Raw genomic sequence first — 26988 nt, forward strand, 5'->3', positions numbered from 1 at the left:
ACCCGAAAAGTGCAGCTACAATCAATAACTCACATCTTACGGTTCAGGGGAGAAATGGCAAAAATGTGAGCTAATGATACTTGGAGTAACAGTGCATGCCTTATGCCCGAACGGGCCCTGAACGATGTTCATATGTTGAAGGGATAACAGGGAGGGGAGAGAGAGGCAGTGGGAAAAGCGGCGGATACGCATGTCAATGCAGTCTCCATTATCGTATGCACCAATCGCCCGGAGTTTTTTGATAATCTGCTTGCCAATTATAGGACTCAGAAGGTAAAGCACAAGGAACTGATTATTATCCTTAACAAGGACAGCATGAAGCTGAAGGAGTATCAGAGGAGGGCAGGCTCCGGGCACAATATTTCCGTCTATAAAGTGCCGGAGTCCGTCTCGCTGGGCCAATGCCTGAACGGTGCCATCACCAAGGCGCGTTATCCGCTGATCGCCAAATTTGACGACGATGACTATTATTCCCCTTATTATCTGAAAGAGCAGATCAGGGCGCTGAACCGTACCGGAAGCGATATTGTCGGCAAGCATGCTTGTCTTGTCTATCTTGAGGCAAGCCGCCAGCTGATCATCCGGTCGCCGAAGGAGCAGCGTAAGCCGGTTGTTTTTTTGCAGGGAGGGACGCTGCTGTTCAGGAAACAGGTGACTAAGCAGGTGCTGTTCCCTGACCGCTCGGTTGGTGAGGATGTTAACTTTCTAAGGCGCTGTAAAAGAAAAGGGTTCCGCACCTTCGCCACCTCCACGTACAACTATGTCTACGTGCGCAGATCGGATAAAGGCAGCCACACTTGGAAGGCAAAGGACCTTTTTTACCTGAAGGGCAGTGTTCCGGTGGCGGTAACCGGGAATTTCCGGAGCTTTGCCGACCGTGAGCTATAGCTGCGGTTTACAGGCCCGGATGAACAAAAACTGCGGTTTGCGTGTAAGCCTGTCGTAAGCAAGCGGTGCCTGCCGCTGGAAGGCTTCCGTGGGCATCGGCTCAAGCAGCTCCTCGAGAACAAAGCCAGCTTGATATACTGAAGAAATAATCTGGTGCAGCGGGCGGCGGTAAAACTGGACTTTCACCTTGCCGTCAGGCGTATCCCATTCATCATCCAGCAGCTCGGTCAGGAAATAATTCTCCTTACCGAAATGGGTGAAGTCCATAAACGGATGATGCACAGAGAAGACCAGGACACCCCCGGGCTTCAGCGCTCTATGGAATTCGCTCATCACGTGGGCCCAGTCCTTGAGGTAATGAAGCGCCAGTGAAGAGAGAATAACGTCCTGCGAAGCATCCTCCAGAAATTCCAGCGGCTCATTTAAATCAGCTTGAATGAGGCGGGCTCTAGTGCCAACCCGTCTGCGGGTCATTTCAATCATCCGGGCGCTGAAATCAACAGCTGTAACCTTCGCGCCCATGCGGAGCAGCAGCTCTGTATACCAGCCTGCGGCACAGCCCGCATCGACAACGGATTTACCTTCGACCTCAGGAAGTAACGACAAAGTGGCCGGACGTTCGTAATGGGCATTGTAGGGCTTGTTGTCTATATCGCGAAAATAGTATTCTGCCATCGCTTCATATGAATCATGGGATACAGATTGCCTGTGCATGTCTGTCGCCTTCTTTCAGGGTAAAATGATAGGTCTGACTAGAGTGAAAATAAAGAGTCCCGCACTCCGGCTTATTCCGGGGGCGGGACTTTTCTGTTATGCCCGCTGGCGTATAGCAGCCAGTGAAGCTGTCTTACAATGCTTTATCGTCGATTGAATCCAGCCAGCTCTCGATTTCACCGATTACGGAGCTGACGCAGCCGTCCTTGAACGGTGAGATGAGCCCGGCAAGCTCTACAAGCTCAACAAAAGACTTGCTGCCTCCAGCCTTGCAGAGCTGCAGATAGTCACTCCAGGCCTCCTCAAAGTTCTCATTCGAACGTTTCCAGAACTGGAATGCGCACAGCTGGGCCAGGGTGTAGTCGATATAGTAGAACGGGGTGCGGAAAATATGCGACTGCTTATGCCAGAAGCCGCCCTGCTCCAGATAGCTGTTGCCGTCATAATCGCGGTGCGGCAGATATCTCTGCTCGATTTCCCGCCAGGCCTGCTTGCGTTCCTGAGGAGTCGCTTCCGGGTGGCTGTAGACGAAGTGCTGGAACTCGTCAACCGCTACGCCATACGGGACAAACTCCAGGCTGCCGGCCAGATGGTTGAACCGGTATTTATCGGCATCCTCCTTAAAGAACAGATCCATCCACGGCCAGGCAAAAAACTCCATGCTCATCGAGTGGATCTCAGCTGCCTCGTAGGTTGGGAAGGCGTATTCCGGTATGTTCAGGCCGCGGCTGGAATATGCCTGGAACGCATGACCCACTTCATGGGTCAGTACATCAATATCCTCTGAGGTTCCGTTGAAATTGGAGAAGATGAACGGCGCTTTATATTTTTCGAAATAAGTGCAGTAGCCGCCAAACTGCTTGGAGCTAGTACTTAATAGATCCATCAGCGCGTTATCCTGCATAAAACGGAAGAATTCATCCGTTTCCGGCGACAGCTCCTTGTACATCCGGGCACCGTTGGCCACGATCCACTCCGGATCGCCCTTGGGCAAAGCGTTCCCGGTGTTGAAGGTGAGACCTTCATCATAGAACTTCAGCTTGTCCAGACCCAGGCGTTCGCTCTGGCGCTGCTTCAGCTTCCCAGCCGCAGGAACGATATGCTCAAGCACCTGCTTACGGAAGTTCGCGACCATGCCGGCATCATAATCCGTCCGGTTCATCCGGTCATAGCCCAGCTCTACGAAGCTGGGGTAGCCGAGCTTGCGGGCCATAGCAGCACGTACGGCAACGAGCTCATCATAAATGCGGTCAAATTCGCTTTCATGAGCCGACATAAAATCAAAGCGGGCCTGAAAAGCACGCTTGCGCACCTCCCGGTCTGCCGACTGTTCAAACGGAATGAGCTGCGCCAGGGTGCGCGCTTCACCCTCAAACATGATTTTGGCAGAGGCCAGCAGTTGGGTGTATTCTGTAGACAGCCTGTTCTCCTGCTGCATATCTTCAATAATGTCCGGGCTGAATGTCCGCAGCGAAATCTCCGCCAGGCTGATGAGCTGCGATCCCCATTCCTGCTCGAATTCCGCTTTGTACCTGGAGTTAACGATGGCTTTATAGTATTCCGTTATGTACTCCTGGAAGATTGGGCCGATTTCATCAAAGTAATCCTGCTCGGCCTTGTAGAATTCATCAGCAGTATTAATGGAGTGACGGACATACACGATGTTCTGAAGCGTATCGAATTCGCTGCGCAGCTCATTCAGCGCGACGATTGAAGCCTTTTGCTCCTCCAGGCTTTCTGCTTCCAGTCCCTTAAGGAGTGCGGTGAATTCCTGCTTGAACTTGTCAACGTCCGGGCGTTCATAGGGATACTCTGTAAATTTCATAAAACAATCAACATCCTTTCTCTGCCAGATGAAGTATATTATACTATGTGGAAGAGAAAACCAAAACTCGCAATTCTAAAAGAAATCTACCGGCAGGCTGCCTGCATCAGCTCGATCAGAAATCCGATAGGAGGGGACAGGTGGCGGTCGCGGTTATAGGAATAATAGATTCTCCGCTGGTAATGGTATTCCGGAATAGACCGCATTATGAGCTTGCCGGAGGAGACTTCCTCTGCGACGGCAAGTCGGGAAACGAATGATACATATCTGCCTCCCATCAGAGACTGCTTGATCGCCTCCAGGGAATCAAGCAGCAAAGGGGCATGGGGCTCACAGCCGCAATCCTCGAACCATTTACTGGTGATCCGGCTGGTACTGGACTGGCTGCTATGCAGAATGAATTTTGCCGCTGAAATCTGCTGGGCGGTCAGGCCGGCTTGACCGGCGAATTCATGAGCCGGAGCAAATACGAGCACAAGCTCGTCCTCGCATAATGACTGGCAGTGAAGGCTGGGCAGATAAAAGGATTCCGTTGACAGAATCCCCAGGTCCAGCTCCTGATTCACCAGCATTTCCTTGATCACAGGCGAAGGCTTCACCGAGAGCGATACCGTTGTCTCCGGATGCAGCTCACCGAACCTGCCGAGTATTTTGGGCAGGATATAGGTTGCCGGAACGTAGCTGGCCCCGACGCTGATCGTGCTGCGGCCCGCTTGGCTGAACTCCTTCACGACACGCTCTGCCTCGGTGGCCAGAGCATTGATTTTGACCGCATAATGGAGAAAGGCTCTCCCGCTTTCGGTAAGAATCATTTTATCCATCCTTGGCTCGAACAGCTTCTCTCCAAGCTGCTGCTCCAGATTCTTCAGGTGGTAGGTTACTGTCGGCTGCTTTAGGCCGAGTACAGCAGCTACTGTTGTAATTTTCTTATGCTTATGCAAGAGTTCAACTATCTGCAGCTTGATTAAATTCAAATTCATTCCGTTCACTCCCCCGTGCTATTAGCTACAGGTTAACATAGAAAAATTCTATGAATGTTAAAACTGATGCATCAAAAAGTTAATATCGCGCTAACATTCTGCAAATACACGTACGTTGCGGACGCTGATCGCGCGGGCCCGCCCACACGCTGAACTCCGTAACGGACCGTACAGCCGTTATTTCTATTTTGTATGCGTTTTCGTGTAGTCTAACGGACCGTAATGACCTTATTGTGTGCCTGGCGGGCAATAACAGGACGAAATGCTGCAGATAAGGTCATCTGAGTCCGTTAGCTTGTGGTAACATGAGTGTGAGTCCGGATAAGGTCATCTGAGTCCGTTAGGAGTGAATGCACACTATGGAGATGGAAAATCTGTTAACAGCTGCAACGCGGGAGGAGCTGCGGAGCTGGCTGCAGGAATATGGTAGAGCAGAAAAAAGCTGCTGGGTTATCGTAAGTATGACGCCTGTCCCGGACAAGCTGCTCTATCTGGACGCAGTTGAGGAGGCATTGTGCTTCGGGTGGATTGACGGAGTCAAAAAAAGCTCTGAGCAGGGTGTCGTGCAGCGGCTGTCACCAAGATCCAAACGAAGCTCGTGGACCGAGCTGAATAAAGAACGGGTCCGCCGTCTGGAGAAGCTGGGGCTGATGAGCGAGGAGGGCAGGCGGGTGCTGCCGGATATGGCGCCGGAATCTTTTATAATAGATGAAGCAATTGAGCAGAGGTTAAAAGAAGACCCGGAGGTCTATGCAAACTTTCTGGCTTTCCCGCCGCTGTACAGCAGAATCCGGATTGATAACATCCAAGGCTACAAGAAGCAGCCGGAGCTGTTCCGGAGCAGACTGGATAAATTCATTGCGAACACACGGGAGAACCGGATGTATGGGGCATGGCATGATAACGGGCGTCTGATTGATTACTGAATATGTAAGTGATTAAAATAACCCGACTGACCGGGGAGGAGTAAGTATGGAGTACTACGCCAGCAGTCCAGAAGAATATATCCGCCAGCTGCCGGAAGAGCGCAGGATCATAATTGCAAAGCTTAGAGACGTTATAAGGGAGAATCTCCCGGAAGGTTTTGCAGAGACTATGGGTTACGGGATTGAATATATAGTTCCGCATGAGCTGTATCCGCCAGGGTATCATGTGAAGCCGGAGCAGCCGCTGCCGTTCATTAGCATAGCCTCGCAGAAAAATCATATCGCACTGTATCACATGGGTATTTACATGCAGCCTGAGCTGCTGTCCTGGTTCCGGGAGGAGTACCCGAAGCATATGAAGACCAAGCTGGATATGGGCAAATCCTGTATCCGTTTCAAGCCGGCGGGCACCATCCCTTATGAACTGATCGGCGAGTTAAGCCGGAAGCTTACAGTCACTGAATATATTCGACTCTATGAGCGGGAAACTGCACACATGAAGAAGAAATAATTTACGGAGGGTGATGAAATGGACGCGGACAAGGCTACATTTGAGAACATAGATGATTATATTGGACAGGCCGCACCGGAGGTCCGGGAGCTTTTGCAGGAGATAAGGAAAGTCATTCATGAAGCTGCACCCGAAGCCACCGAGAAAATCAGCTATCAGATGCCTACGTTTGACCTGCATGGCAATCTGGTACATTTTGCAGCGTTTAAAAAGCACATCGGGTTCTATCCGGCACCGCGGGGAATTGAGGCTTTTAAAGACGAGCTGTCCGTTTACAAAGGGGCCAAGGGTTCCGTCCAGTTCCCGCTAGGCCAGCCGATGCCCTATGACCTGATCAGCCGGATTGTGAAATTCAGGGCGGCAGAGAATATTGAGAAAGCCAAGGGAAAGCGGAAGAGATGATTCAATTCGATCTCATTTCCGATATTCATCTGGACTTCTGGCTCAGACGCAAGGGGCCGACGGCGGAGGATAATGTGCGGGAGGTTGAGCTGTTCGCAGAGCGTCTGCTGCCGCAGAGGGTGTCGGAGGTGCTGGTTATCGCCGGTGATTTGGGACACCGCAACCAGCAGAATGTGGAATTGCTGCTTGCGCTAAGACGGTATTATTCCAACATCCTGGTTGTGGCCGGGAACCATGATTATTATCTGGTGAACAGCAAGGAACGCTACAAGCTGCAGACTTCGATGAACCGCTGGTCACAGATGAAGTCGCTGGGCACCGCCATTGAAGGGGTTCACTACCTGGAAGGTGACATCTTTGAATGGAACGGTGTGCGGTATGGGGGAGCCGGCATGTGGTATGATTTTTCCTATGGCATCAATGTACTGGGAAAAAATCTCTCGGATATGCTGGATATCTGGTCCAATCAGCTGAATGACCGCAACTACACGATTGGAGCACCGCGGCGTCCGCTGGAATTCTTCCGGGAACAGAAGGAGAAGCTGGACCGGATTATTCATGACTGTGACGTAATCATTACGCATGTTCCCCCGGACTGGTCGCATATTGCGGAGGAGCATGCTGCTGATCCGGTCAGCGGCTGTTATTATTTTGACGGCTCAGAGTATATTGCTCATATGAACGGCAAGGTGTGGTGCTCCGGCCATGTTCACATCAACCATTCGTACAGGAAGGACGGCTGCCTGTTCGTTAATAATGCCCTGGGCTACCCGAATGAGTACAACCGTCCACAGGGCAGAATAATAACCATCAATGTAGACATATAAGAGAGACTCATTGAATCCAAGTCCGTTCGAATGTAAAGTTTATTTATAACAGAGTTGGGCATTTATTCAATTCGGCGTTATCCCTACAATTAGATTATAAGGAGTTGTAGGGAGGGGTTAGATTTGAATTATCATTACAGGGCTTATGAACATACAGATATGCTGAAGGTCCGTCAGTTCCTGTCCGAGGCTTACGGCAGATTCAAACGGCCGAACAGCTGGCTGATTGCCCGCTGGGAATTCGAGATTTTTTTCTTTCAGCTGAGGGCAGGCACGCTGCAGGACTGGGAGCGGAACATCGGGCTATGGGAGGATGAGACCGGCAGGCTCGCAGCCGTGGCCAGCAAAGACGGGGACTTCTACTTCCAGCTGGATTCCGAGAATCCGCCGGACAGCCTTACCGGAGAAATGTTTGACTACATTGAGGGGAAGAGCGCCAGGGAGCCTGCCGAATACTGCAAGCTGGCCATTCCTAATTTTATGGGCAACCTGGAAAGGCAAGCATTGAGCCGGGGATACGAGCTGCTGCCGGATGAAAGCGACAGTGCAGTCTCCATTATGCTCGACAGGGAATTTCCGGTATCTCTGCCGGAAGGCTTCAGGCTGTGCAGCGGCGAGGAGGTTTCAAATCACGCCAAGGCGCTGGGCCATATTATGGCCTTTAATTATCCGGGGACGAAGGAAGCCGAGCGGATGCTGCAGTTCTACGGCGGTATCCGTGAGGCTCCGGGTTATTCCCCCGAGCTTGATCTGGCGCTGCTTAACGCGCAGGGGGAGGTCGTATCGTTCTGTAATGCTTTTGTGGATGAAGCTAACCGGATTGGTATGCTTGAACCGGTAGGCACTCATCCGGATTACAGAAAATGCGGGCTTGGCAAGGCTGTAATCTATGAAGCACTAAAGCGGCTGCGCTCCAAAGGAATGGTCAAGGCCTATACCGGTCCATACCAGCCCTTCTATGAACGGATCGGCTTTACAATAGAGGTAGAACTAGGCGTGTGGCGTAAAAAAATTAACGGATAGTCTTGCCAGGCTCTGAACTTCAGGGCCTGGCTTGTTTGTGTCTGATAGCTGTCAATGCGCATGATGGCTGGCGTCAAGTTTCCGTTATCCCATGTCTTCTTTTACAGCCCCGCAATCGGAAAATACAAATCACACTCACAATAATGCCTGTTGCCCTTGGCATAATTAACGGACTCGTAGCTGAATTTCTCCTCCAGCTCAAACTGCACCGTCGGCATCCAGATTTCGAAGATATACCTCCAGATTTCACTCAGGGACTCGGCGGAGATTTCTTCCGGCCGGTGGAGGCCGATATAGGTGAACACCCCGTATTTATGGGGTTTGGTGTGCCGTACATTCATATCCGGCGGAACGATGCTGCTGTGGCTGATCTGCAGGGAAGGCTGGTAAAAGGTCAGTCCCCGGAACGGTTCAGGAACAGCCGTGAAACCGATATAGACATCCTTCTGCACCGGACTCAGAATCCGCTGGCGGTCTAATGTGAAGAAGTCAACGCCAAGTCTGGCAGCATCCACAGCGTCGGCGCTGCGCCCGTCCTTGAGGGTATATTCCGGGCCTGCAATCGAGAAGGAAGGGACCACGCTGATGGAGCGGAAGAAGACCAGTCCTTCTCCGGCACGGCTCATAAATTCGGCGTTGAACCGGTCGAGGATACTGAGCTGGGACGGGGATTTGCGCCATTTTGCCGGAGTAAGGCCGTACTCTTCCTTGAAACTGCGGTTGTAGGTCCGTTCACAGCTGAACCCGTATTTATCTGCAATGAATTCAATGCTGGCCCGCTGGTTAAGCAGATCTCCCAAAGACTGGGCGATCCGCCTTCTCCGCACATATTCCATGAGGCCGGTTGACGTTGACCCCTTCCAGATGCGCAGCAGATGAAACTTGGAGACATTAACATGCTCCGAAATATCGTCAAGACACAGCGGCTCAAGCAGATGCTCTTCAATGAAATCCGTAGTCCGGTTAATGGTTTCCAGCAGGTAATGATCCATATGTTCCTCCTGTACTTAGCAATAAGTGTCCGGTTTGGGAGATGGTTGAGGTGTATAATTCTACCATAAGCTCATAAAAGGGCAAGCGATTTCAATCATATAGCGATGATAGAAGGAGGAACGTAAGATGGAGAAAAGGCTATTGCCTGAACTGCAGGAGCGTTACCGTGCTGCGGCGGACAGCTTTGTGGACCGGGTAAAGGGCGACCCTAATATCATAGCGGTCATTGTGTGCGGCAGCCTGGCTTACGATACGGTCTGGGAGAAAAGCGACATCGACATGACCCTGATCATCCGTGACCAGACGCTGCAGCAGAATGCATACTGTCTGGATGAGGACGGCATCATCATCAATGTGCAGCTGTTTGAGCGGAGCAGCTTTAAGCGGGGGATGGACCGGCTGCTCGGCGGCTCGATGCCGCAGTCGTATTTTGCCAAAGGGCAGATGGTGTACAGCTCGGACGAGAGCCTGTATGACTATTTTGAAGACATGAGGCGGATGGGCAGCCAGGATATTGCGCGGTCGCTGCTGTGGCGGTCCTGTGAGCTGATTGATGTGTATCACAAGTGCCAGAAATGGCTGACGGTGCGGAGGGACCGCAGGTACACCCAGTTTTTCCTCCTCAAGGCGGCCGATCTGATCGCCGGTATAGAGCTGTGTGCGCAAGGTGAGCCGCCGACCCGTGAAGCGGTTTTGAGCATGCTGGAGCGTTCCCCGGCGCAGATGGCCCCCTTTTACCAGAATCCGTTGTCCGGGCAGTTAAGCGAAGCTGAGCTATGGAGCGCCATCCGGGAAATGGAGCAGGTGCTGGACCGTCATCTGGAGGCCATGAGCCGTCCGGTACTGGAATTTATGAGCGATCAGCAGCTTAAGACGATGACCATGCTGACCAGGCATTTTCATATGGAAGGGCATTATCTGATTAACATTCTGGACTATATGGCGGATAAGGGGATCATCGAGAAGGTGTCCCAGACAATCCGCATGACATCCAAAAGCAAACCGGCGGCTGAGGAGATCGGCTTTTTATACATACCATAACGGGGGAGAACGAGAAAATGTCCATAAGAACGAGTATTGAAATCTCCGGGGCGAAGCAGAACAACCTCAAGAATGTCTCGGTGGAGATTCCACGCGATAAGCTGACTGTCATTACAGGCGTCTCCGGCTCCGGCAAGTCCTCGCTGGCGTTTGATGTGATCTATGGGGAGGGGCAGCGGCGGTTTCTCGATTCCATCTCCAATTTTGCCAAAAGCCGGATCAGCCAGCTCAAAAAAGCCAAGGTCGATTACGTGCGCGGCCTGTCCCCGGTCATTGCGATTGAGCAGAAAAAAGGCAACCACAATCCGCGCTCCACAGTGGGAACGGTCACCGATACCAACGATTATCTCCGGCTCCTGTTCGCCACAGCGGGTACGGGGCATTGTCCGGAATGCAGCAAGCCGCTGCGCCAGCTGTCCGCCGCCCAGATTGCCGAGCATATTACCGGTCTGCCGCAAGGGACGATTATCGAGCTGCGGGCTCCGGTATACAAAATATACGGGGAGGACTACAGCTACACCTTCCAGCAGCTGCGGGAGAAGGGCTTCAAGCATCTGCTTATCGACGGGGAGCCGGTATCGCTGGGGGATGAGCTGGAGCTGGATGAACGCAAAACGCATGTAATTGAAATCGTGATTGACCGGATTACGCTAAGGCAGGATACGTATATCCAGCTCACCAAGTCGATTGAAGCAGCCATATTGGCACTGGATGAGGATATTATGATCAAGGTGGAGGTGATCGGCGGGGCGCCTGAGGATTTTTACGAGCATTTTGCCTGCCCTGAGCATCACTTTTTCCTGTGTGATATGCAGCCTTTTCATTTCTCCTTTAATACGCCGGCCAGTGCCTGCCATACCTGTCTCGGGGTGGGGATGTCCTATGTGGTGGAGCCGCATTTTCTGGTGGTCGCCCCGGAGAAGAGCATCAACAAAGGCGCGCTCAAGAATACGGTGTTCAATACCTCAGGCAAGGATAGCTACCGTACGGTGTTGATGTACAGCCTGTCGCAGAAATACAATTTCAGTCTGGATACCCCGTTTCATGAGCTGCCAAAAGAAATTCACGAGCTGCTCTTTTACGGAACCAGGGGCGAGCTTGTGCCGATGCTGCAGCCGCCGTTTTCCCAGAAGAAAAACTGGATGACCGGCCGGGACCGGGCGTTTGGCGGGTTTGTTCATGAAATGGAGAGCTGGTACAAGCATTATATCCGGAAGTCCTCCACAACAGAGGCGTTTGAGCCGACCTTCATCAAGGACTGTATGATTGAAAAAACCTGCCCGGAATGCGGCGGCGCCCGGCTCAAGCAGCAGCGGCTGCAGGTAACGGTCGGAGGCAAAAACATCGATCAGCTCAGCCGGATGCAGCTGCAGGAGCTGCTGGCTTTTCTGGAGGCGCTCACCTTTGAGCCGGAGGTGCGGGATGTAGCGGAGACGATTGTCCGCGAGCTGTATACGCGCATCAGCCTGCTGATCGAAATCGGACTGCATTACATCAATCTCGGCCGACGCAGTGACAGTATTTCCGGCGGCGAGATGCAGCGGATCAAGATGTCCACCCAGATCAGCAGCGAGCTGATGGGCATGCTCTACATTATGGATGAGCCGAGCATCGGGCTGCATCCCCGCGATTCCGGCAGAGTGATTGAGACGATGAAAAAGCTGCGCGATCTCGGCAATACCGTCATTGTCGTCGAGCATGATCTGGAAACCATCGGCTGTGCCGATCATATCATCGAGATTGGCCCGGGTCCGGGGATTCACGGCGGAAACATCGTTGCCAGCGGGACGCTGGAGGATATAAAAAGTGCAGCAGAGTCTGTTACGGGCAGCTATCTGTCCGGCAGAACGGCTATTCCCGTACCTAAGCAGCGGCGCAATCTGGGGGACTTCTTTCTCTCTGTACAGGGTGCGAGGGAGAACAATCTGAAGGATGTCGATCTCGATATTCCGCTGAATGTATTCATCTGCATTACCGGCGTGTCCGGTTCGGGCAAAAGCTCGCTGATCAACGAAATCCTGACCAAGCAGCTCAAAATCGACAAGACAGGCGCGCGGATCGTCGCCGGCAAGCATGATTATGTGTTCGGGGCTGATCTGGTCAATCATGTCATCAACATCGACCAGTCGCCGATCGGCCGCAACAGCAAATCGAACCCGGCGACTTACATTGGGCTGTACGATAAAATCCGCGACCTGTTCGCCTCACAGCCGGAAGCCGTGGAGCGCGGTTATCAGTCGATCGACTTCAGTCTGACCCATGCGAACGGGACGCGCTGTGAGCATTGTGCAGGGGACGGGATCATCGTCACCAGCCTGCAGTTTATGGCCGACATCGAAACGATCTGCCCGGTGTGCAAGGGCAACCGCTTTTCGGAGGAAGGGCTGGAGATCAAGATCCGGGACAAATCCATCTCGGATGTGCTGGATATGACGGTGGAGGAGGCTGTCGAATTTTTCGCAGACCACAAGTACCTCAGACATAAGCTGGGCATTATGAACGAGCTCGGACTGGGCTATCTGACACTCGGCCAGAGCTCGACGACCCTCTCCGGCGGGGAAGCACAGCGGGTCAAGCTGTCGAATGAGCTGGCGAAGATCAAGCGCGGCGCGCACAATCTGTACATTCTCGACGAGCCGACCACCGGGCTGCACCTGGCCGACATCCAGAAGCTGCTGCTGGCGCTGAACAAGCTGGTCGACGGCGGTCATTCCGTCATCGTGATCGAGCATCACCTGGACGTGATCAAGTCTGCCGATTACATCATCGACATGGGGCCGGAAGGCGGGAACGGCGGCGGTTTTGTGGTCGCGGAGGGAACCCCGGAGCAGGTTGCAAAGGTGGAGGCTTCGCATACCGGGCGGTATTTGCGGAGTGTGCTGGGGTAGAATGCTAACGGGCTAGCGAGTGCTGGGATATGGAGCTAACGGGCTAGCGAATGCTGTGGTAAAGAGCTAACAAGCTAGCGAGTGCTGGTTTTTCTGGGTAAGTGAGAGGGGCTAATCAAATTAAGTGGAAATTAGCCACCTAATTCAAGGTGATTCGGCCAGTTAAAAGGATTAGGTGGAAAAAAGTCAGTTAATTTTCCCGTTTTCAGCCCTAAGGGGGCTTTTAGGCAGAATTAGGTGCCGATTTTCCAACTAATGCTTAGAAATTTCGATAAATCGCAGAATTAGGTGGCGAAAATCCACTTAGATGGCGGATATACGCATCAGAAGCTGGTACTCAAACGATAAGCAATCAATATACAGCCGCCGGACATCGATTAGTGCCGGCGGCTACTGTATAATACGCAGAACTGATTGGGAGGGAGTCATGCAACTACTGACGCTACAACCGTATGAATTACATTACCGAGTAGAATCAACACTGGGGGCATTTGAAGTCATCTCAGATCTCAGGCCCGGCAGTGCAAGAACGGGGGTCTGGAAGCTTCGGGCAACGGAAGATCAGAAGATGTATTACCTGAAAACGTTCAGCCGCAAGGAAAGATGGCATCCGGAGGTTTATGCCTATAAACATTGGGTGAGCGGTCTGCAGCCGTATGTGCCGGAGCTGACCGCGGTTTATGAGGGGGAGGGCTGGCAGGCGATTTTGATCACAGCTATCGAAGGAACGATTATGCGGGAAGCGGGCCTGCAGCCTCCGGCCTTACATGCATCCTATTATAAAGCAGGGCAGTTGACGAGGCAGATCCATGAGTCACAGTGTGGGGAGTGGTTCGGGCGGCCGGATCAGAACGGAAAGCCAATAGAGCTGTATCATCACAGTGAACCCGTAACATATGCTGTGGGGCGTGGAGGTTGACAGCTTCGCTGCTTTGTTCGGGAAATATTTTATCAAGGACGAAGCTTCAATGGAGGCGTTCTTTGCCGGTTATGGTGCAGACATTCTGCGGGAGAAGCAAATTCAGATCAGAATCAGCTGCATTAAGCTGGCGCTCGGTGATATTTACTGGGGGACATGGCAGACTAATCCTGGAGTTACGGCAAAAGGAAGAAGGCTGCTTCAGGCTCAAATGAACTGCATAGGGTACAAAGAGGGGTGAATGTAACCATATTTATCACTTACTGGCGGGGGATCGCCTTAGTTAGAGTGGCTTGTTATTCATAGGCAATATTCTTTTAGAAGTTTATACAATAAGTCCGTCTACAATCCCCCGCAGCTTGACAAAAGGAAGTGCTCTGCTTTTATGTATCGCCGTCAGCAGCTCAAAGCGCGTATTACCAATTTTACTCACCGCATCATACTCGCCGATTAAAGAGTCCAGCAGGATAAAATAGGCGAACTGATAACAGCCGTCATTCTGATCATAGTTTCGGATATACACATTTAAATCAAGAACCTGCCCGTTACTCTCGTAGGAGAAATAAATATCCTCATAGGATAGGCTGACATCTCCCATGTCAATCTGGATACTGTCAGAATTCATGCGGGGCCTGAACGGGATGATTATCCAATTGCTATAGACGGGTGCCTTACCGCACAGCATCTCCACCGTCTCAAAAGAATCTGCGATTCCGTCGGCAGAAATGATAAACTCCCGTTGCCCATCTGCATTTACAGTACCTATTTCATAGGTTAAGTTCTCATCCAGCTCATGGAGCCTTCGGCTGATTTCGGCCATATATTCTTCTTTGTTATCTTCAAATCCCGTATAAAATTCGTACTCCCGTTTACTGAACCATTTCCAGAAAGACAGCTTAAGATCGGTTTTACTGAACAGTTTGAACATTATATCCCCCCATACTTGTATTCGAATGTATTGTAGCATGAACAGTCTAGATAGCAGAGTGGAAAATGAAAGATTCATCCGCACAAAATTTGATTAGATAATGAACAGAATTCACAACCTTCCTCAGAGCAGCTGATCTTCACTGAAATCCATGCAGGAGATTGCCCAATATCCGCCTACCTTTATTCCGGAGACCTTTTATTGGCGAAACTATCTGGAGACCTGGACGGCTGCTCCGTTTACCCGTTACACAATGAACACGCTGCTGCCGATGATTGAGCTGTTCTTCGTGTTCCAGCGGTATTTCATTGAAGGAATGAATCTGACAGCAGGGACTAAGGGCTAGGGATAAATGCCGGAGGAATGATTCAGGGAAAAAATGTAACCTTTACGGGCGGGCTGCGTATGTCAGGAGAATGTCCAAACTGATCCTGGAGATGATGATATGCAGCTCGTCCGCAATTCTCTTAACGATCTGATACATAACACGGAGGAAGCCGGGAGTTCGCTCAGGAAGTCGATTGACAGCTATCTGACAAGATTCCGGGAACTGGAGCCGCAGATTCATGCCTTTGTGCCCGAAGCCCGGCTGGAGCAGCGATTGAAGCTGGAACAGGAGCGCCTGCTGGCTTCTCTCGCCGGCACCGCCTGTAAACCGGCCCTTTGGGGAATTCCGGTCGGGATCAAGGATTTGATCCATGTTAAGGATCTGCCGACGCAAGCCGGGTCCCGGCTGCCTGCTAAGGCACTTGCCGGCGTGGAAGCGTCCATAGTCACCCGGCTGCGTGAACTCGGAGCGGTTATTGCCGGTAAGACGGTAACTGAGGAGTTTGCCTATCATGGGCCGATCGCTACCCTAAATCCCCATAACCCTGAGCATACTCCAGGAGGGTCCAGTGCTGGTTCGGCTGCTGCGGTTGCTGCAGGCTTATGTCCGCTGGCGGTGGGAACACAGACTCTGCGCTCTGTTCTCGCCCCGGCGTCTTTTTGCGGAGTGGTAGGGTTTAAGCCGAGCTATAACAGAGTTCCTCTGGACGGGGTGATTAAGCTGTCCCCCTCATTTGACACGATCGGGTTGTTCGCTCAGGATTTATCCGGCATGGAGACGGCAGCTGAACTGCTCATACCGGAATGGAATGCCCGGCACGTGAGTCGTAAGCCTGTGCTTGGCATCCCGCGCGGGGTATACATGGAGCTGATGTCTGATGAGGTGAAACATGCTTTTGCTGCACAGGTTCAGTCGCTTGAGCAACTTGGCTATCAGGTGAAGCTTGTTCAGATGCCCTGGGAGGACGAGTTGATCTACGGGAATGCCATGCTGCGGTTTATTCAGGGAGAAATGGCCCGGGAGCACGCAGAGCGTTTCGGCGTGTATGAGGAATTCTATGGTGCCAGTGTAAGGGAAGCCATCCTTAGCGGTGCGGCTGTTCCGGAGGAGGAGCTGGCTGATTGCCGGCAGCTGCAGCTTGAATTAAGAGCAAAACTGAAGAAACTCATGGATCAGGAGGGGCTTGATCTGTGGGTATCACCGGCGCAGGGCGGAACCGCCCCAAGGCTAGAGGCTAACAATACCGGATGGCCTGGTATGACTGCAATCTGGACCTTTGCCGGGTGCCCGGCTATCAGTATTCCAGCGGCTGATATTGGCGGACTTCCGCTCGGCTTTCAATGCGTCGGCAGCTACGGGGAAGATGAATGGCTGCTGGCCTGGGCACGGCAGGTGGCTCTGGATCTTTGTCCGGATAAAATCTGAATGAAACTCTCAAATTCTGGTATTCTTTTCAAACGGCATATGCTATTATTTTGATGGATAAGGTTAGTTTTGATATTTATTAATTAATAAAATTATTAATTATTAATGTAAGCTAGGAGTGATAGCGTTGTATCCTCACCATCAAAAAGCAATTGAAGCCATTACTCTCAAGATGCAGGCCAAGAATGAAGTGCTGGGCGTCATTATCGGCGGTTCGGTTGCGCACGGGTATGCAAGTGAAACCTCAGATATTGACATCATGATTGTACTCTCTGAGGAGGATTACCAGCAGGCATTGGAAAGCGGAGAGATCGGTTATTTTGAAACAGAATCCACACCTTATGAAGGCGGTTATGTGGACGGTAAATGCTTGTCTGTAGACTATATCAGAAAGGTTGCTGAAGCCGGAAGCGAACCAGCCAAATATGCGTTTAAGGATGCTTTTGTTGCCTATTCGAGAATCAACGGGCTTGACGGGCTGATCGAAGCAGCTTCCTGCTATCCTGCAGCGAAAAAAGAAGAGAATATTCAGAAGTTCTACGCCCAGCTGGAGACGTGGAAATGGTATTATTATGAAGGCCTCAAAAGAGATAACCAGCTGCTGATGGATTATTCCCGTACCAACTATGCCATGTTCGCCGGACGGCTGATATTAGCCTATAATAACAGGCTGTTTCCCTCCTACAAATGGCTGCTCAAGGAGCTGGAGCTGGCAGAGGCCAAGCCGGACAATTTCATGGAGCTGCTGGAGGCTGTTACTACGCTTAAAACCCCGGACTCCATCGAGCGTTTGTATGAGAGTGTTACTGGATTTCATAACTGGTACACCTCTAACGAGCATTGGACCGTGAGATTTATGATGGACAGCCAGCTGAACTGGGTAGACGGCATAGTGCCTGTACTTGATTTATAATTAAAAGAAAGCAGCCGCCGGACACGTCCTGTGTTCAGCGGCTTTTTTTGCTGCTTCTAAATCTAAGTGTTCTAAATTATTGCGATGTCGGCAGGGGATATACGAACTGTTTTTCCTTCCGCTCAAGGCCAAGATTGTACGCCCGGATAGTCAGCTCATTGCCGCTGCGGCCTTCATACCGCAGATCATCCCCGGGGAACATGGAGTCCCACTGGTCCAATATCCATTTGCGGTCGGCTGCAGGTAATTGCTCATATAACAGGGTCTGTGTCCCAGTAGAGCGGTCAACTGCGGTTAAGAAGGCGGTATCGCCCGGCCGGATTAGGGCAACATCCGAATAAAAGGCCTCCACATTATAATAGACGTCACGCGTCACGCTGGTCCCCATCAATTTCGGCAAGTCGACGGTTTCTTTTACGGCACCGGTACCGTCTTCGATCAGTCGCAGCGTCTGCCCGTCGTTCATCAGGAGCCTGCCCTCGGACCAGAGAGCCGGTTCATCAAAGGTAGAATGAAAATCAGTATGTGCCTGGCGCAGAAGTGCTCCGTTTTTGAGCAGATAGGTAAAGTACTCCGCATAGAGATGCGGTTCACCGTAAGAATTTCTAACCTGCAGTACAGTTAGTCCGCCGGGTGTATCCTCGAAGGTGAAGCCTACAAGATCCAGACCCCTGCCCAGATGGGCGAGCTTACGCTTGTCCGTTTTCCCGGTTGAAATATAAAGGTCGCCGGTATCAAGCGAGACGGAGTAACGTGTGCCCTTGTAAGTCTCAGTATGGCCCCGGTACATATGGAGGCCGTTGGCCAGCAGGCTGCGGGTTTTGGCATCCCAGCGGACCGTACCGCCTTCCAGTGCTTTCACCAGAAACTTGGCGGGCAGATACAATTCGTCCTGGAGAAGGAAAGGGGTACCGCCGGTGTTCACACTAACGTTATCCAGTACTCCGGTTGAGCTGCCTAGCCGTACGGCAAAGCTTTTCTCCCAGCCGCTGAATGAAGCGCGTGTACGGGTCTTGTCCCATTTCATTTCAATTCCGAGGCTGTTAACGAGGTTAGCCGGCAGATAGGATACCCCGTTCTTAATCAAGGCTGTACCTACGGAGCTTCCTGATATGCCGCTGTCACTGCTATAAGTCACATAATACTTCACTTCTTCGGTGCCTGATCTGGCTGTTGCCGGAGCTGACATTGTGCCTGATAGGAGCATAAGTCCGGCGGTGGACAGGAGCAGCAGTTTTCTGATCATGCGGGTTACCTTCCTTTCGGAAAAATAGAATTAGGCAGAAGCTTTATGCACGATATAAAAGATTAGACGAGGAATGAAGGAAAATGTTTCCTTAGAATCCTCCATAAATATTTTGGTGATAATTTGTACTGGCTGGGGAACTTTTCCTTTTGTCTTCAGATGATAGCTCCATAGCGTTATAATATGTAAATATAGATGCTAATGGGGGAGAACATGAACAAAAGGAACGATATTCTAAATGCGTGGATTACGGTTGAACAGCTATCCGAGGGTTCTATTAAAAGTAAAGACTCATCGCTAAAGCGTCTACATACATTGGAAGAAGACTGGGATAAATTTTTTCTGGACTTTTTGACCAAACAGAAAGGACAACAAAGGCTATCAGATAAGTCTTTTAAGAAATCGGGATTAGGATTATATTTTGATATTTTCAATTTTCAAGAGGTCGTTGAGCTATTGAGACAAAAATACAAAATTCCTAAAACCTACGAAGAAGTTAGTACATCGGACAAGTTTACCTTCTCAATTTATTTTGATAATGAATTAAATTTTGTAGCAGACAAATTGTTCTACACAATGAGCGGTTACATCCGCCAACATGGTGATTTACCGGAAGATATCTTAAAAGTGGAGAGTACATTTAGAAGTGATTTGAACAGCAAGTTTGATGAGGGATTTAATGCTACCATTTCCGAGCTTTTTCGTAAATATCATGTATCCGCAGAAAATTTCCGCTTTGCATTTTTGAAAAATCTGGAGAATGATGATGTGAATTTACACTCGTTCTTTATTGATGACCTGAACAAAGCAAAAGTTCTTACTAATAAGAACCTGGATCGATATTTTGATGGCTTTTCAGGGTTTAAACAAAACTTGGACAGCAATAAGATGTCCGATCATTTTAACTCCCCCATTTTTGAGACAACTATTTTACAACCTAAAAACTATCCGTTGGGGCGATTCCCAAGTAATCCGAGCTTCGCACTGTCATTTATGCAACAGGCAGCGGTAAATTTGGCTTTAAACGACGAAAATGAAATTCGCAGTGTCAATGGTCCGCCAGGAACTGGGAAAACAACACTGTTAAAAGATATTTTTGCTGATTTGGTGGTCCAACAGGCAGCGGAAATTGTGCAGCTCTCTGATAAAAGGATCAAAGGCAGCCTGGTTTATTGGCAAAATGCAAAAATCGGCGTTTTACCGCCCTCCATTTCAGATAAAAATATTGTTGTTGCAAGTTCAAACAATGGGGCAGTCCAAAACATTGTGAAGGAGCTGCCTAAGAAAGAATTGATTGCTGACGATTTTCAAAACCAATTGGACGAAGCGGATTATTTCAGGAACATCTCTAATTCTGACTTAACCGGTGAAGGCTTCGGACAGAATCGCGAGATTAAAACGGAGCTTATGAACGAGGAAAATTGGGGTACATTCTCGTTAGAGGGCGGCGCGTCAATCAATATGAACAAGCTGCTTTTAAACATTGAAGCAATTGAAAAGGATTTAGAAGATCTCGATCAAACGAATATAGATGTAAGTGTATATCAAGAATTCTCCCGCCGGTATGACGAATTAAAGCTTAGAAGAAAAGAAGTGCAAGAGTATAGCGAGAAAATGGTTCATCTTCGAAAAATAAAAGCAATTCTTAAGGAGCAAATGATTGCTTTTGAACAGGAAGAAAAAAAGAAACGAACAAGTTTAATCACTCAGAAAGCAGAAGCGGCAGATGAACTTAAAAGGCTGAGACAAGAAAGCGAAAATCTTCAAGATGATTTATCTAATGCCTCAATGCAAATAGAAAACCTAATTGATCAACACGCTCAAGCTGAGAGAGATTATGAAGTAGTTGCTACACAAAAGCCAAGCTTTTTGTGGTTTCATAAAATATTTAATGGCCCCAAAGCTGCGCAGTACTTCAAAAAACTGAATGATACGAATGATCATTTAAAAAATCTCTCTAAACAAAAATCGAGATCGTTGAATGAACGCATGAGGCTCGAAAAGAGTGTAAAAGAAAATGCTGCACAAAGGGAGCGTATAGAGAAACAAACGAAGAAATCCGAAGCAGACCTAGAACGTTGGGTGGCTACTCAACATGACGCTTTTATGAAGTTGACACAAGAAATAGATGTATTGGATAACCTGCAATCTCAAAGTGGCATTAAGGAACTAGATTTTTCACTGTCCTATGAAGAACTGCAAAAATCTAATCCGTGGTTTACAAAACACTTTCGTAAATTGCAATCAGAACTATTTATTTCAGCATTAAAAGTTAGAAAGCAGTTCCTGTATGAAAACAGAAGAAATCTGAAAGCGGCAAGGAATATTTGGAATAGACAGTCTGAACATATCGGAAAAGAAAATGGTCAGCAGCTAATTTCAGTATCATGGAATTGGTTAAATTTCACTATTCCCGTTGTCAGCACCACTTTTGCTAGTTTTGGACGGATGTTTAAAAATCTGAATGAAAATTCAATCGGAAATCTCTTCATAGACGAAGCTGGTCAAGCGCTGCCACAAGCCAGTGTTGGTGCAATTCTTAGAAGTAGGAAGGTTATGGTTGTCGGGGATCCCTCACAAATAAAACCGGTACTGACGCTCGATTCAAATGTTCTGACTTTAATTGGAAGACACTATAAAGTGGATGAAAAATTTGTTTCTATTGATGCGTCTACTCAAACCATTGTAGATGCGACAAGTCAGTATGGTTTTCAAAAGAATGCAGATGAGTGGATTGGTATCCCTCTCTGGGTACACAGACGTTCAAACTATCCGATGTTCACGATTTCTAACGAAATATCATATGATGGGTTGATGGTACAAGGTAAACCAGAGAAAGAGTCACTAGGAAAAGCTCAATGGTATGATTCAACCGGAGCAGCAAATGACAAATTTGTAAAAGAACAAGCTGACTTGCTGAAAAGTATGATTGACAAACGTTTGCAAGAGGATCCGAGTTTAGCGGATGAAATTTATGTGATTACCCCATTTAGAAATGTGGCTTATAAACTCGCACAAGTTCTAGATGGAATTAACTTTACAAAACGAGAAAATGGGAAGACGACGAATATCGGAACGGTTCATACTTTTCAAGGAAAAGAGGCCCGGATTGTCTACTTTGTTCTTGGAGCGGACACTAATAGCAGCGGGGCGGCAAAATGGGCTGTCTCTGATCCCAATATGATGAACGTTGCAGCTACACGGGCTAAAGAAGAATTTTATGTTATTGGCGATAAGAAATTGTATGCCTCACTTGGTTGTAAAGTAGCCAATAAAACGATTTCAATTATTGATGACTATAATAAAGATAAGGTTATCAATGATATTTAGGCGAGATAGAAAAGGAGGGGGCCACCGCCCCCTCCGTCCCACAGTTTTTTCCGCCGAGCTTCTTTTTATTTATTATGCAACAGGTCCCTCTATTTCTGCCTTTAATTGTTCAAACCACTCTAAGTTAACCAAGTGATGGGCACGGGAATTTTCGTTCATGCGGCGGTAGTAATCGATTGTACCAGGGGATTCTTGTGTGTTGGACAGGTACTCATCAAGGAGGGCGATTCGTGTTTTTGTCTGCTCTAGCTGCGATTGAATCAGTTCCAGCAATTTGTTTTTGTCGTATTCATCGGCAAAGAGCAGTGCCCCATAAAATTGAAGGTTCACATATTCCGATTTGGTGCCGTATTCGGCCATTAATTTTTCGAATTCAATCCTTCCCGAACCGGTGATTTTAAAATTTCGAATTTCGCGCCCGATGGTTGAAGGATTCTGCTGAATCTGTTCAATCCAACCTTTTTCTTCAAGCTGCTGCAGATTGTAATAAAAGGAGCCTTTAGTGAAGTTTACAATGTATTTGTAATGGCGTTTATCCATTAAGGCCAATAGTTCATAGCCGTGAGCACCGGGGTTTTGGATAAGTAAGCCAAGAATGAGCAAGGGGATCAAGGCTGCATAACCTTCACCATCTGCGCCTCGAATTCCGCGTAAGTGATTTTGCCCAAAGCCAGATCCATGCTATGAAGGTAAATTTGTTCTGTTTTCGAATAGTCGCGCTCCACTTTCAGCGACTGCTCCTCCCCCGGGAGGGGCTCCAGGACATGACACTTTTTCGAAAAAGCTTCGAAATAGCGGTAGCCGAATTTGCGTTGTGAAACCGCATCTATATGAATGCCATCTGGATTCGCGGTCAACTCTGCCGCTGTTACAAAATAACAATTTTGCTGTTCGTTAGCGAAGCGCTGCAATTGTTCATTGACCTGTCTATACTCTGTCGCTTGCTGTCCAAAACCAGTCTTCCCGAGGAAATCACCAAGTCCGCCAATGATCAACGGCACCTCATCAAGATTCAATTCATTTCTTAGGGTCTTGATGATAAGGGTTAATTTCTCGTAATATGTTTCATGCAGCGAATGATAGCTGTCGCTCTCACCCTGGTGCCAAAGGATTCCGCAGATTTGACTGGACCGCAAGGCGAAGCGGGCTTCGGACAAAGCATGCTGAAAGAGGAGGCCTTCCGGATGCCAGTCATTCAAAGAACTGCCACCTTCTGCACAAGGAATCAAACCAATTTCTTCATCAGGATTGGCTTTCGACCAGGCATCAGCGAAAGAAGCCGCCAGGCTTACACCGGAAACCGGACGGTCATAATTAATCGGCTCTGTCATCATCTGCCACTGTCCATTACGCAGCATTTTTATTTTTTCATGATATATAGGGTCGACTTCATGCAAAAATCCACGGCCTGCCATATTAGACTGACCCAACATTAAAAATGATTGTATCATTTAATCCTCATTCCTTTACATAACTATTATAGTCTAATTGGACTAAAATCATTATATAGTCCAATTAGACTATAGTCAAATTTGCTTCAGAAGGTGCGTCTTCGCATCCCGAATATTATTTTTTGGCAAGATGAATAGCTTCGTTACCAGAGCTTTATTCAAGATTGGGCTGAGAAGTGAGGATCCATCTTAATCCCAACTGTGCTGTAAAGGAAGTTCTTCAGGAACTAAGTCATCTAACCTGATAGAGATAATATGTAAAAAGAAAACATAAAGGCACGGGCATCCGCCCGTGCCTTGCCCTGCGCCCACAGCCTCATCATTTCCGCTTCTTCCCGCAGTCCAGAAAGCGCATATTCACTTCGCCGCTGCCGGCAGTGTTCGGTTTCAGCTTCAGCCGGAAGGCATTACGCTTCAGGGCAGCTTTAACCTGCTTCGGTGTCAGGCAAGGGCGGAGCTGCAGCAGCTGGGCGGCCGCACCTGAGACAATCGGCGTAGAGACAGAGGTGCCCGACAGCTTGATGTAGCTTTTACCTACCCTCAGCCCCGCCTGCTGGCGGGCCAGTCTGGAGCCGGGGGCCAGGAGGGAGGTGATCATTTCTCCGGGTGCCACAATATCGGGCTTCACTTTGCCTCCCGGCGCAGGTCCGCGGCTGGAGTAAGGCGTAATCCGGTCGTCGGCCTGGGTAATGGTCCGCCGATCGTTCACGGCACCGACTGTAACCGCAGAAGGACTGATTCCGGGAGAATCCACTGTCCGCGCTGCGGGACCGCTGTTGCCGGCCGAGATGACGACCGTTAATCCGGCTTTGACCGCTTTTTCCGCTGCCTGAACCAGCAGGTCTTCTTCCGGCGAAGCTGCTGCTGGCCCGCCGAATGACATGGACAGGATGCGCAGTCTGAGCCGCTTCCTGTTGGCGATGCACCATTCAATGCCTTTAATAATGGTAGAATCATAGCCTTCCCCGTATTGATCGAGCACTTTCACCCCTACTATACCTGCTTCAGGAGCAGGTCCCCTATACTTGCCTTTGCTGCTCCATCCGTTTCCTGCCGCATCACCGCTGATATGTGTGCCGTGCCCGTTATCATCATAAGGCTTTTTCCGGTGATTAATGAAATCCTTAAAAGCGACAATCCGGTTGAACGGCCGGGTCAGATCAGGATGAGGGTACACACCTGTATCAATAATGGCGATATGGACTCCTTTTCCGGTTAGGCCACGTGTCTGCTGAAGGGCCGCTGATCCGATTGAAGGAGTGGCAATGTTCAGCGAAGCTTTTTTTACTCCGTCCAGATAGACTTTACCTACTTCGCCGCAGCTGCAGATCCGCTCCAAGCATTTCACGGAAACATGCGAGGATACGGCATTCAGCAGGTGCAGCTTGTGCTTTACCTGAAAAGAATGCGTACCCAAATGCTTTTGCAGAGCCTGCATCCGGGCTGGGGTCAGCTTGTGCCGGAATTGCACAATAACGGGAACAACCGAAGATTTCCTGGCATTTTTTTTTGAATTACGGAGCTTGTGCTGTAACGGTCTGTTGATTTTGGCGGCATAATGCCGTACCCACACTGAATCACTCATTGCTTCGCTTCACCTCTCCAATATCACATCCTATGCAGAGAGCAGCCCAGGGGATACATATCTATGAAACTGAGTCATTATCACATTTTTACAAGAGTAGGTTACTATCAATTTCAGATGGCTCTTAATTTGCATTTAATACACTATCTTAAAAGAAAGTGGTGAAGCAAAGTGAGAGAAGCTGAGAAAAAAGCATTAATGGCAAAGCGTGCAGCTATGGTCAAAAAAGCAGGTGTATCCAGAGTGACTGCAAAGAAAGTAACACCGTCCAAGGTTCAGGCCCAGAAAGCGCAAATGGCCAAGAAAGCCCTTCTGGCCAGAAAGGCTCTGCTGGCGAAAAAAGTAAGGCTGGTTGCCGGAAAAAAACGCAAAGTTAAACAAACGTTCTTCTACTTCGTGGTGCTTGCAGTCAACTTTAACAACAGACCTAAGAGCACTACTGACTTCACAGCTACGCTGACCCGGGGCAGCCAGACGTACAACGCAACGTTTGACGATACAGGGGTAGCGGTATTCTATGACATCAGAACCCTGACCAACTTCTCGTATGTTCTGAGAATCAACAACGAAGATAACGAGCAAGTCTTCCAGGGCACTGTTCCTGCCAACCGCGAATTCTATATTGCCCAGTTCTAATTCCGTGTTCAGCGGTTAAAGCGGGCAGCGGGCAGCGCATCCGGTATGGGGGTGCGCTGTTTTGTGCTGCGGAGAAATATTATGTGGTAAAATACGGTTAGACTGGACGATTCAGGTGTGAAAAAGTCTGGTTATTTCCTGAGACACAACAAACCAGCCTCGATTTCGATAAAATAAAGGAGTCGTTTACCATGTTTGAATGGATACAGGACCACAGTTTATTGGAGTATAGCAGCAGACAGGAACGGCTGGATTTTGGAGAGCGCTCCCGTTTTCGAATGAACAGTATAAAGGCAGCCGAGCCGGCGGGGATGACCGCCTTGGCACAATATTTTACAGCGGGAAGTGTTCTGCTCCATATAGATTTTAATATTACCGTTCCTGTGCCGGATGAGGAGATACTGCAGCGGGTTATGCGGGAGGTTGCTCCGCATTTTGAGGTAGTGAACCAGCTCGTCCGCGGAGGCCGGGTTGAATCAGTTCATCTGAATCAGCTAAAGCCAAGAACGGCTGAACTCTTCCATCAAACGAAGACAGGCGTTATAACGGTAATGAAGGACCTGTACCGCCATGATGACAGCGAACGCTGGTACTCCGGTCACAAGCGCAGCCTGATTCACTATACAGTTAACGCAGCAGAGCTGGAGCCGTATGGGGATGAAGAGATTAAGGAGCTGCAGACCTTGCTTCATAGAGCTTATTTTGGCGGAGAAGCCATTGATTTCGGCCAGATGCCGCTTGGCTGGCAGTTTGAGGATTCCCTGAGGCATTCCGCCGCGCTGCGGTTTATAGCCGGGTTCGCTCCGAATCTGAGCATTTCAGTGGACAAGGAGAGCAATGAAGTGATTATCCTGAACATAACTGACAAAAAGCCGGTGCATAAGCTCTACCTGAAGACCGCACAGCCACAGCCGCCAAGGCGGGTGGGACCTTATCTGTACCTGGATGCAGGCCACAGGCTGGTCTATGTGGTGAATCTGCTGGTTCAGCCGCTGATTACAGAGTGGGAAGGATTTGCAGATGCCAGGCTTTATTATTTGGATGACGATACAGCCTTTGCGGACTTTGATCCGGAGAAGGCAGAGCGCCTGGAAGGAACAAGCCTGTTTTTTGATCAAGAGACTGTGCAAAGACTGATGGAGATGGTTAACCGGGAGCTTCGGCAAACGGATAATCATATGATATGATTTATTACATAAATCCTTGATG

The 26988-nt window shown here is 49.4% G+C and carries 25 protein-coding genes; 16 read left to right on the top strand and 9 right to left on the bottom strand.

Annotation, left to right across the window (positions count from 1 at the left end):
- Positions 1-168: 168 nt before the first annotated feature.
- The gene (locus tag BLR64_RS14965) at positions 169-888 is read left to right on the top strand and encodes a glycosyltransferase family 2 protein (RefSeq protein ID WP_090715300.1); all 720 of its coding nucleotides are present in this window, start codon (positions 169-171) and stop codon (positions 886-888) included.
- On the opposite strand, the gene BLR64_RS14970 is transcribed toward BLR64_RS14965, so the two are convergent.
- The 3 genes from BLR64_RS14970 to BLR64_RS14980 form a co-directional block, all read right to left on the bottom strand.
- Complete coding sequence (locus BLR64_RS14970) at positions 883-1602, bottom strand: class I SAM-dependent methyltransferase (RefSeq protein ID WP_090715302.1); 720 nt, start codon at positions 1600-1602, stop codon at positions 883-885. The two genes, BLR64_RS14965 and BLR64_RS14970, sit on opposite strands and share 6 nt — an antisense overlap.
- 133 nt (positions 1603-1735) lie before the next feature.
- Positions 1736-3427, bottom strand: coding sequence for a M3 family oligoendopeptidase (locus BLR64_RS14975; RefSeq protein WP_090715303.1), 1692 nt, complete (start codon positions 3425-3427; stop codon positions 1736-1738).
- An 86-nt stretch (positions 3428-3513) separates the two neighbouring features.
- The gene (locus tag BLR64_RS14980) at positions 3514-4407 is read right to left on the bottom strand and encodes a LysR family transcriptional regulator (protein ID WP_090715305.1); all 894 of its coding nucleotides are present in this window, start codon (positions 4405-4407) and stop codon (positions 3514-3516) included.
- A 359-nt stretch (positions 4408-4766) separates the two neighbouring features.
- Here BLR64_RS14980 and BLR64_RS14985 point away from each other — a divergent pair, with 359 nt between their 5' ends.
- The 5 genes from BLR64_RS14985 to BLR64_RS15005 all read left to right on the top strand — a co-directional run bounded on the left by BLR64_RS14985 (position 4767) and on the right by BLR64_RS15005 (position 8096).
- Positions 4767-5333, top strand: coding sequence for a YdeI/OmpD-associated family protein (locus BLR64_RS14985; protein ID WP_090715307.1), 567 nt, complete (start codon positions 4767-4769; stop codon positions 5331-5333).
- Positions 5334-5379: 46 nt separating this feature from the next.
- On the top strand, positions 5380-5844 hold the full coding sequence (locus BLR64_RS14990; protein WP_090715308.1) for a DUF1801 domain-containing protein: 465 nt from the start codon (positions 5380-5382) through the stop codon (positions 5842-5844).
- An 18-nt stretch (positions 5845-5862) separates the two neighbouring features.
- Entirely contained in the window at positions 5863-6246 is a 384-nt protein-coding gene (locus BLR64_RS14995; RefSeq protein ID WP_090715310.1) for an iron chaperone, read from the top strand.
- Entirely contained in the window at positions 6243-7073 is an 831-nt protein-coding gene (locus tag BLR64_RS15000; RefSeq protein WP_090715311.1) for a metallophosphoesterase family protein, read from the top strand. The genes BLR64_RS14995 and BLR64_RS15000 overlap by 4 nt, the downstream gene beginning before the upstream one ends.
- 123 nt (positions 7074-7196) lie before the next feature.
- The gene (locus BLR64_RS15005) at positions 7197-8096 is read left to right on the top strand and encodes a GNAT family N-acetyltransferase (RefSeq protein WP_090715313.1); all 900 of its coding nucleotides are present in this window, start codon (positions 7197-7199) and stop codon (positions 8094-8096) included.
- Positions 8097-8197: 101 nt separating this feature from the next.
- Here BLR64_RS15005 and BLR64_RS15010 read toward each other — a convergent pair whose 3' ends face one another.
- Complete coding sequence (locus BLR64_RS15010) at positions 8198-9088, bottom strand: helix-turn-helix domain-containing protein (protein WP_090715314.1); 891 nt, start codon at positions 9086-9088, stop codon at positions 8198-8200.
- A 127-nt stretch (positions 9089-9215) separates the two neighbouring features.
- Here BLR64_RS15010 and BLR64_RS15015 point away from each other — a divergent pair, with 127 nt between their 5' ends.
- The 4 genes from BLR64_RS15015 (at position 9216) to BLR64_RS15030 (ending at position 14178) form a co-directional block, all read left to right on the top strand.
- On the top strand, positions 9216-10130 hold the full coding sequence (locus tag BLR64_RS15015) for a nucleotidyltransferase (protein ID WP_090715316.1): 915 nt from the start codon (positions 9216-9218) through the stop codon (positions 10128-10130).
- Positions 10131-10147: 17 nt separating this feature from the next.
- A complete protein-coding gene (gene uvrA / locus BLR64_RS15020; RefSeq protein ID WP_090715318.1) occupies positions 10148-13018 on the top strand; it encodes an excinuclease ABC subunit UvrA in 2871 nt (956 codons plus the stop codon).
- 427 nt (positions 13019-13445) lie between these two features.
- Positions 13446-13937, top strand: coding sequence for a phosphotransferase (locus tag BLR64_RS15025; protein ID WP_341833383.1), 492 nt, complete (start codon positions 13446-13448; stop codon positions 13935-13937).
- The gene (locus tag BLR64_RS15030) at positions 13915-14178 is read left to right on the top strand and encodes a hypothetical protein (RefSeq protein ID WP_090715322.1); all 264 of its coding nucleotides are present in this window, start codon (positions 13915-13917) and stop codon (positions 14176-14178) included. Before BLR64_RS15025 ends, BLR64_RS15030 begins: the two co-directional genes overlap by 23 nt.
- Before the next feature lie 84 nt (positions 14179-14262).
- Here BLR64_RS15030 and BLR64_RS15035 read toward each other — a convergent pair whose 3' ends face one another.
- Complete coding sequence (locus tag BLR64_RS15035) at positions 14263-14865, bottom strand: hypothetical protein (RefSeq protein ID WP_090715324.1); 603 nt, start codon at positions 14863-14865, stop codon at positions 14263-14265.
- 151 nt (positions 14866-15016) lie between these two features.
- Between BLR64_RS15035 and BLR64_RS15040 the strand changes: the two genes are divergently transcribed.
- The 3 genes from BLR64_RS15040 to BLR64_RS15050 all read left to right on the top strand — a co-directional run bounded on the left by BLR64_RS15040 (position 15017) and on the right by BLR64_RS15050 (position 17531).
- Entirely contained in the window at positions 15017-15211 is a 195-nt protein-coding gene (locus tag BLR64_RS15040; RefSeq protein ID WP_090715325.1) for a hypothetical protein, read from the top strand.
- Positions 15212-15310: 99 nt separating this feature from the next.
- Entirely contained in the window at positions 15311-16618 is a 1308-nt protein-coding gene (locus BLR64_RS15045; protein ID WP_090715327.1) for an amidase, read from the top strand.
- Positions 16619-16745: 127 nt separating this feature from the next.
- On the top strand, positions 16746-17531 hold the full coding sequence (locus BLR64_RS15050; RefSeq protein WP_090715330.1) for a nucleotidyltransferase domain-containing protein: 786 nt from the start codon (positions 16746-16748) through the stop codon (positions 17529-17531).
- Positions 17532-17607: 76 nt separating this feature from the next.
- Here BLR64_RS15050 and BLR64_RS15055 read toward each other — a convergent pair whose 3' ends face one another.
- Positions 17608-18777: a copper amine oxidase N-terminal domain-containing protein gene (locus BLR64_RS15055; RefSeq protein ID WP_244157714.1), complete on the bottom strand. Its 1170-nt coding sequence runs from the start codon at positions 18775-18777 to the stop codon at positions 17608-17610.
- Positions 18778-18990: 213 nt separating this feature from the next.
- On the opposite strand from BLR64_RS15055, the gene BLR64_RS15060 reads away from it, so the two are divergent.
- Complete coding sequence (locus tag BLR64_RS15060; protein ID WP_090715332.1) at positions 18991-22107, top strand: DEAD/DEAH box helicase; 3117 nt, start codon at positions 18991-18993, stop codon at positions 22105-22107.
- Positions 22108-22179: 72 nt separating this feature from the next.
- Here the strand turns inward: BLR64_RS15060 and BLR64_RS15065 are convergent, their stop codons facing one another.
- The 3 genes from BLR64_RS15065 to BLR64_RS15075 form a co-directional block, all read right to left on the bottom strand.
- Positions 22180-22719: a PadR family transcriptional regulator gene (locus tag BLR64_RS15065; RefSeq protein ID WP_090715333.1), complete on the bottom strand. Its 540-nt coding sequence runs from the start codon at positions 22717-22719 to the stop codon at positions 22180-22182.
- Positions 22716-23558 (bottom strand): sialate O-acetylesterase, encoded by an 843-nt coding sequence (locus BLR64_RS15070; RefSeq protein WP_090715334.1) that lies wholly within the window; start codon positions 23556-23558, stop codon positions 22716-22718. The genes BLR64_RS15065 and BLR64_RS15070 overlap by 4 nt, the downstream gene beginning before the upstream one ends.
- A gap of 319 nt (positions 23559-23877) precedes the next feature.
- Positions 23878-25143: a S8 family peptidase gene (locus tag BLR64_RS15075; protein WP_090715336.1), complete on the bottom strand. Its 1266-nt coding sequence runs from the start codon at positions 25141-25143 to the stop codon at positions 23878-23880.
- A gap of 198 nt (positions 25144-25341) precedes the next feature.
- Between BLR64_RS15075 and BLR64_RS15080 the strand changes: the two genes are divergently transcribed.
- Positions 25342-25779: a hypothetical protein gene (locus BLR64_RS15080; RefSeq protein WP_139171988.1), complete on the top strand. Its 438-nt coding sequence runs from the start codon at positions 25342-25344 to the stop codon at positions 25777-25779.
- A gap of 191 nt (positions 25780-25970) precedes the next feature.
- On the top strand, positions 25971-26966 hold the full coding sequence (locus tag BLR64_RS15085) for a hypothetical protein (protein ID WP_090715339.1): 996 nt from the start codon (positions 25971-25973) through the stop codon (positions 26964-26966).
- The last annotated feature ends 22 nt before the right edge of the window (positions 26967-26988 follow it).

Source organism: Paenibacillus typhae (assembly GCF_900099765.1).
GTDB classification, from domain to species: domain Bacteria; phylum Bacillota; class Bacilli; order Paenibacillales; family Paenibacillaceae; genus Paenibacillus_AQ; species Paenibacillus_AQ typhae.

Bases quoted from the DNA above. Each gene is read 5' to 3' on its own strand.
- BLR64_RS14970 (WP_090715302.1), bottom strand. From the start codon at position 1,602: ATGCACAGGCAATCTGTATCCCATGATTCATATGAAGCGATGGCAGAA.
- BLR64_RS14975 (WP_090715303.1), bottom strand. From the start codon at position 3,427: ATGAAATTTACAGAGTATCCCTATGAACGCCCGGACGTTGACAAGTTC.
- BLR64_RS14980 (WP_090715305.1), bottom strand. From the start codon at position 4,407: ATGAATTTGAATTTAATCAAGCTGCAGATAGTTGAACTCTTGCATAAG.
- BLR64_RS14985 (WP_090715307.1), top strand. From the start codon at position 4,767: ATGGAGATGGAAAATCTGTTAACAGCTGCAACGCGGGAGGAGCTGCGG.
- BLR64_RS14990 (WP_090715308.1), top strand. From the start codon at position 5,380: ATGGAGTACTACGCCAGCAGTCCAGAAGAATATATCCGCCAGCTGCCG.
- BLR64_RS14995 (WP_090715310.1), top strand. From the start codon at position 5,863: ATGGACGCGGACAAGGCTACATTTGAGAACATAGATGATTATATTGGA.
- BLR64_RS15000 (WP_090715311.1), top strand. From the start codon at position 6,243: ATGATTCAATTCGATCTCATTTCCGATATTCATCTGGACTTCTGGCTC.
- BLR64_RS15010 (WP_090715314.1), bottom strand. From the start codon at position 9,088: ATGGATCATTACCTGCTGGAAACCATTAACCGGACTACGGATTTCATT.
- BLR64_RS15015 (WP_090715316.1), top strand. From the start codon at position 9,216: ATGGAGAAAAGGCTATTGCCTGAACTGCAGGAGCGTTACCGTGCTGCG.
- uvrA (WP_090715318.1), top strand. From the start codon at position 10,148: ATGTCCATAAGAACGAGTATTGAAATCTCCGGGGCGAAGCAGAACAAC.
- BLR64_RS15025 (WP_341833383.1), top strand. From the start codon at position 13,446: ATGCAACTACTGACGCTACAACCGTATGAATTACATTACCGAGTAGAA.
- BLR64_RS15030 (WP_090715322.1), top strand. From the start codon at position 13,915: ATGCTGTGGGGCGTGGAGGTTGACAGCTTCGCTGCTTTGTTCGGGAAA.
- BLR64_RS15035 (WP_090715324.1), bottom strand. From the start codon at position 14,865: ATGTTCAAACTGTTCAGTAAAACCGATCTTAAGCTGTCTTTCTGGAAA.
- BLR64_RS15040 (WP_090715325.1), top strand. From the start codon at position 15,017: ATGCAGGAGATTGCCCAATATCCGCCTACCTTTATTCCGGAGACCTTT.
- BLR64_RS15045 (WP_090715327.1), top strand. From the start codon at position 15,311: ATGCAGCTCGTCCGCAATTCTCTTAACGATCTGATACATAACACGGAG.
- BLR64_RS15055 (WP_244157714.1), bottom strand. From the start codon at position 18,777: ATGATCAGAAAACTGCTGCTCCTGTCCACCGCCGGACTTATGCTCCTA.
- BLR64_RS15060 (WP_090715332.1), top strand. From the start codon at position 18,991: ATGAACAAAAGGAACGATATTCTAAATGCGTGGATTACGGTTGAACAG.
- BLR64_RS15070 (WP_090715334.1), bottom strand. From the start codon at position 23,558: ATGATACAATCATTTTTAATGTTGGGTCAGTCTAATATGGCAGGCCGT.
- BLR64_RS15075 (WP_090715336.1), bottom strand. From the start codon at position 25,143: ATGAGTGATTCAGTGTGGGTACGGCATTATGCCGCCAAAATCAACAGA.
- BLR64_RS15080 (WP_139171988.1), top strand. From the start codon at position 25,342: ATGGCAAAGCGTGCAGCTATGGTCAAAAAAGCAGGTGTATCCAGAGTG.
- BLR64_RS15085 (WP_090715339.1), top strand. From the start codon at position 25,971: ATGTTTGAATGGATACAGGACCACAGTTTATTGGAGTATAGCAGCAGA.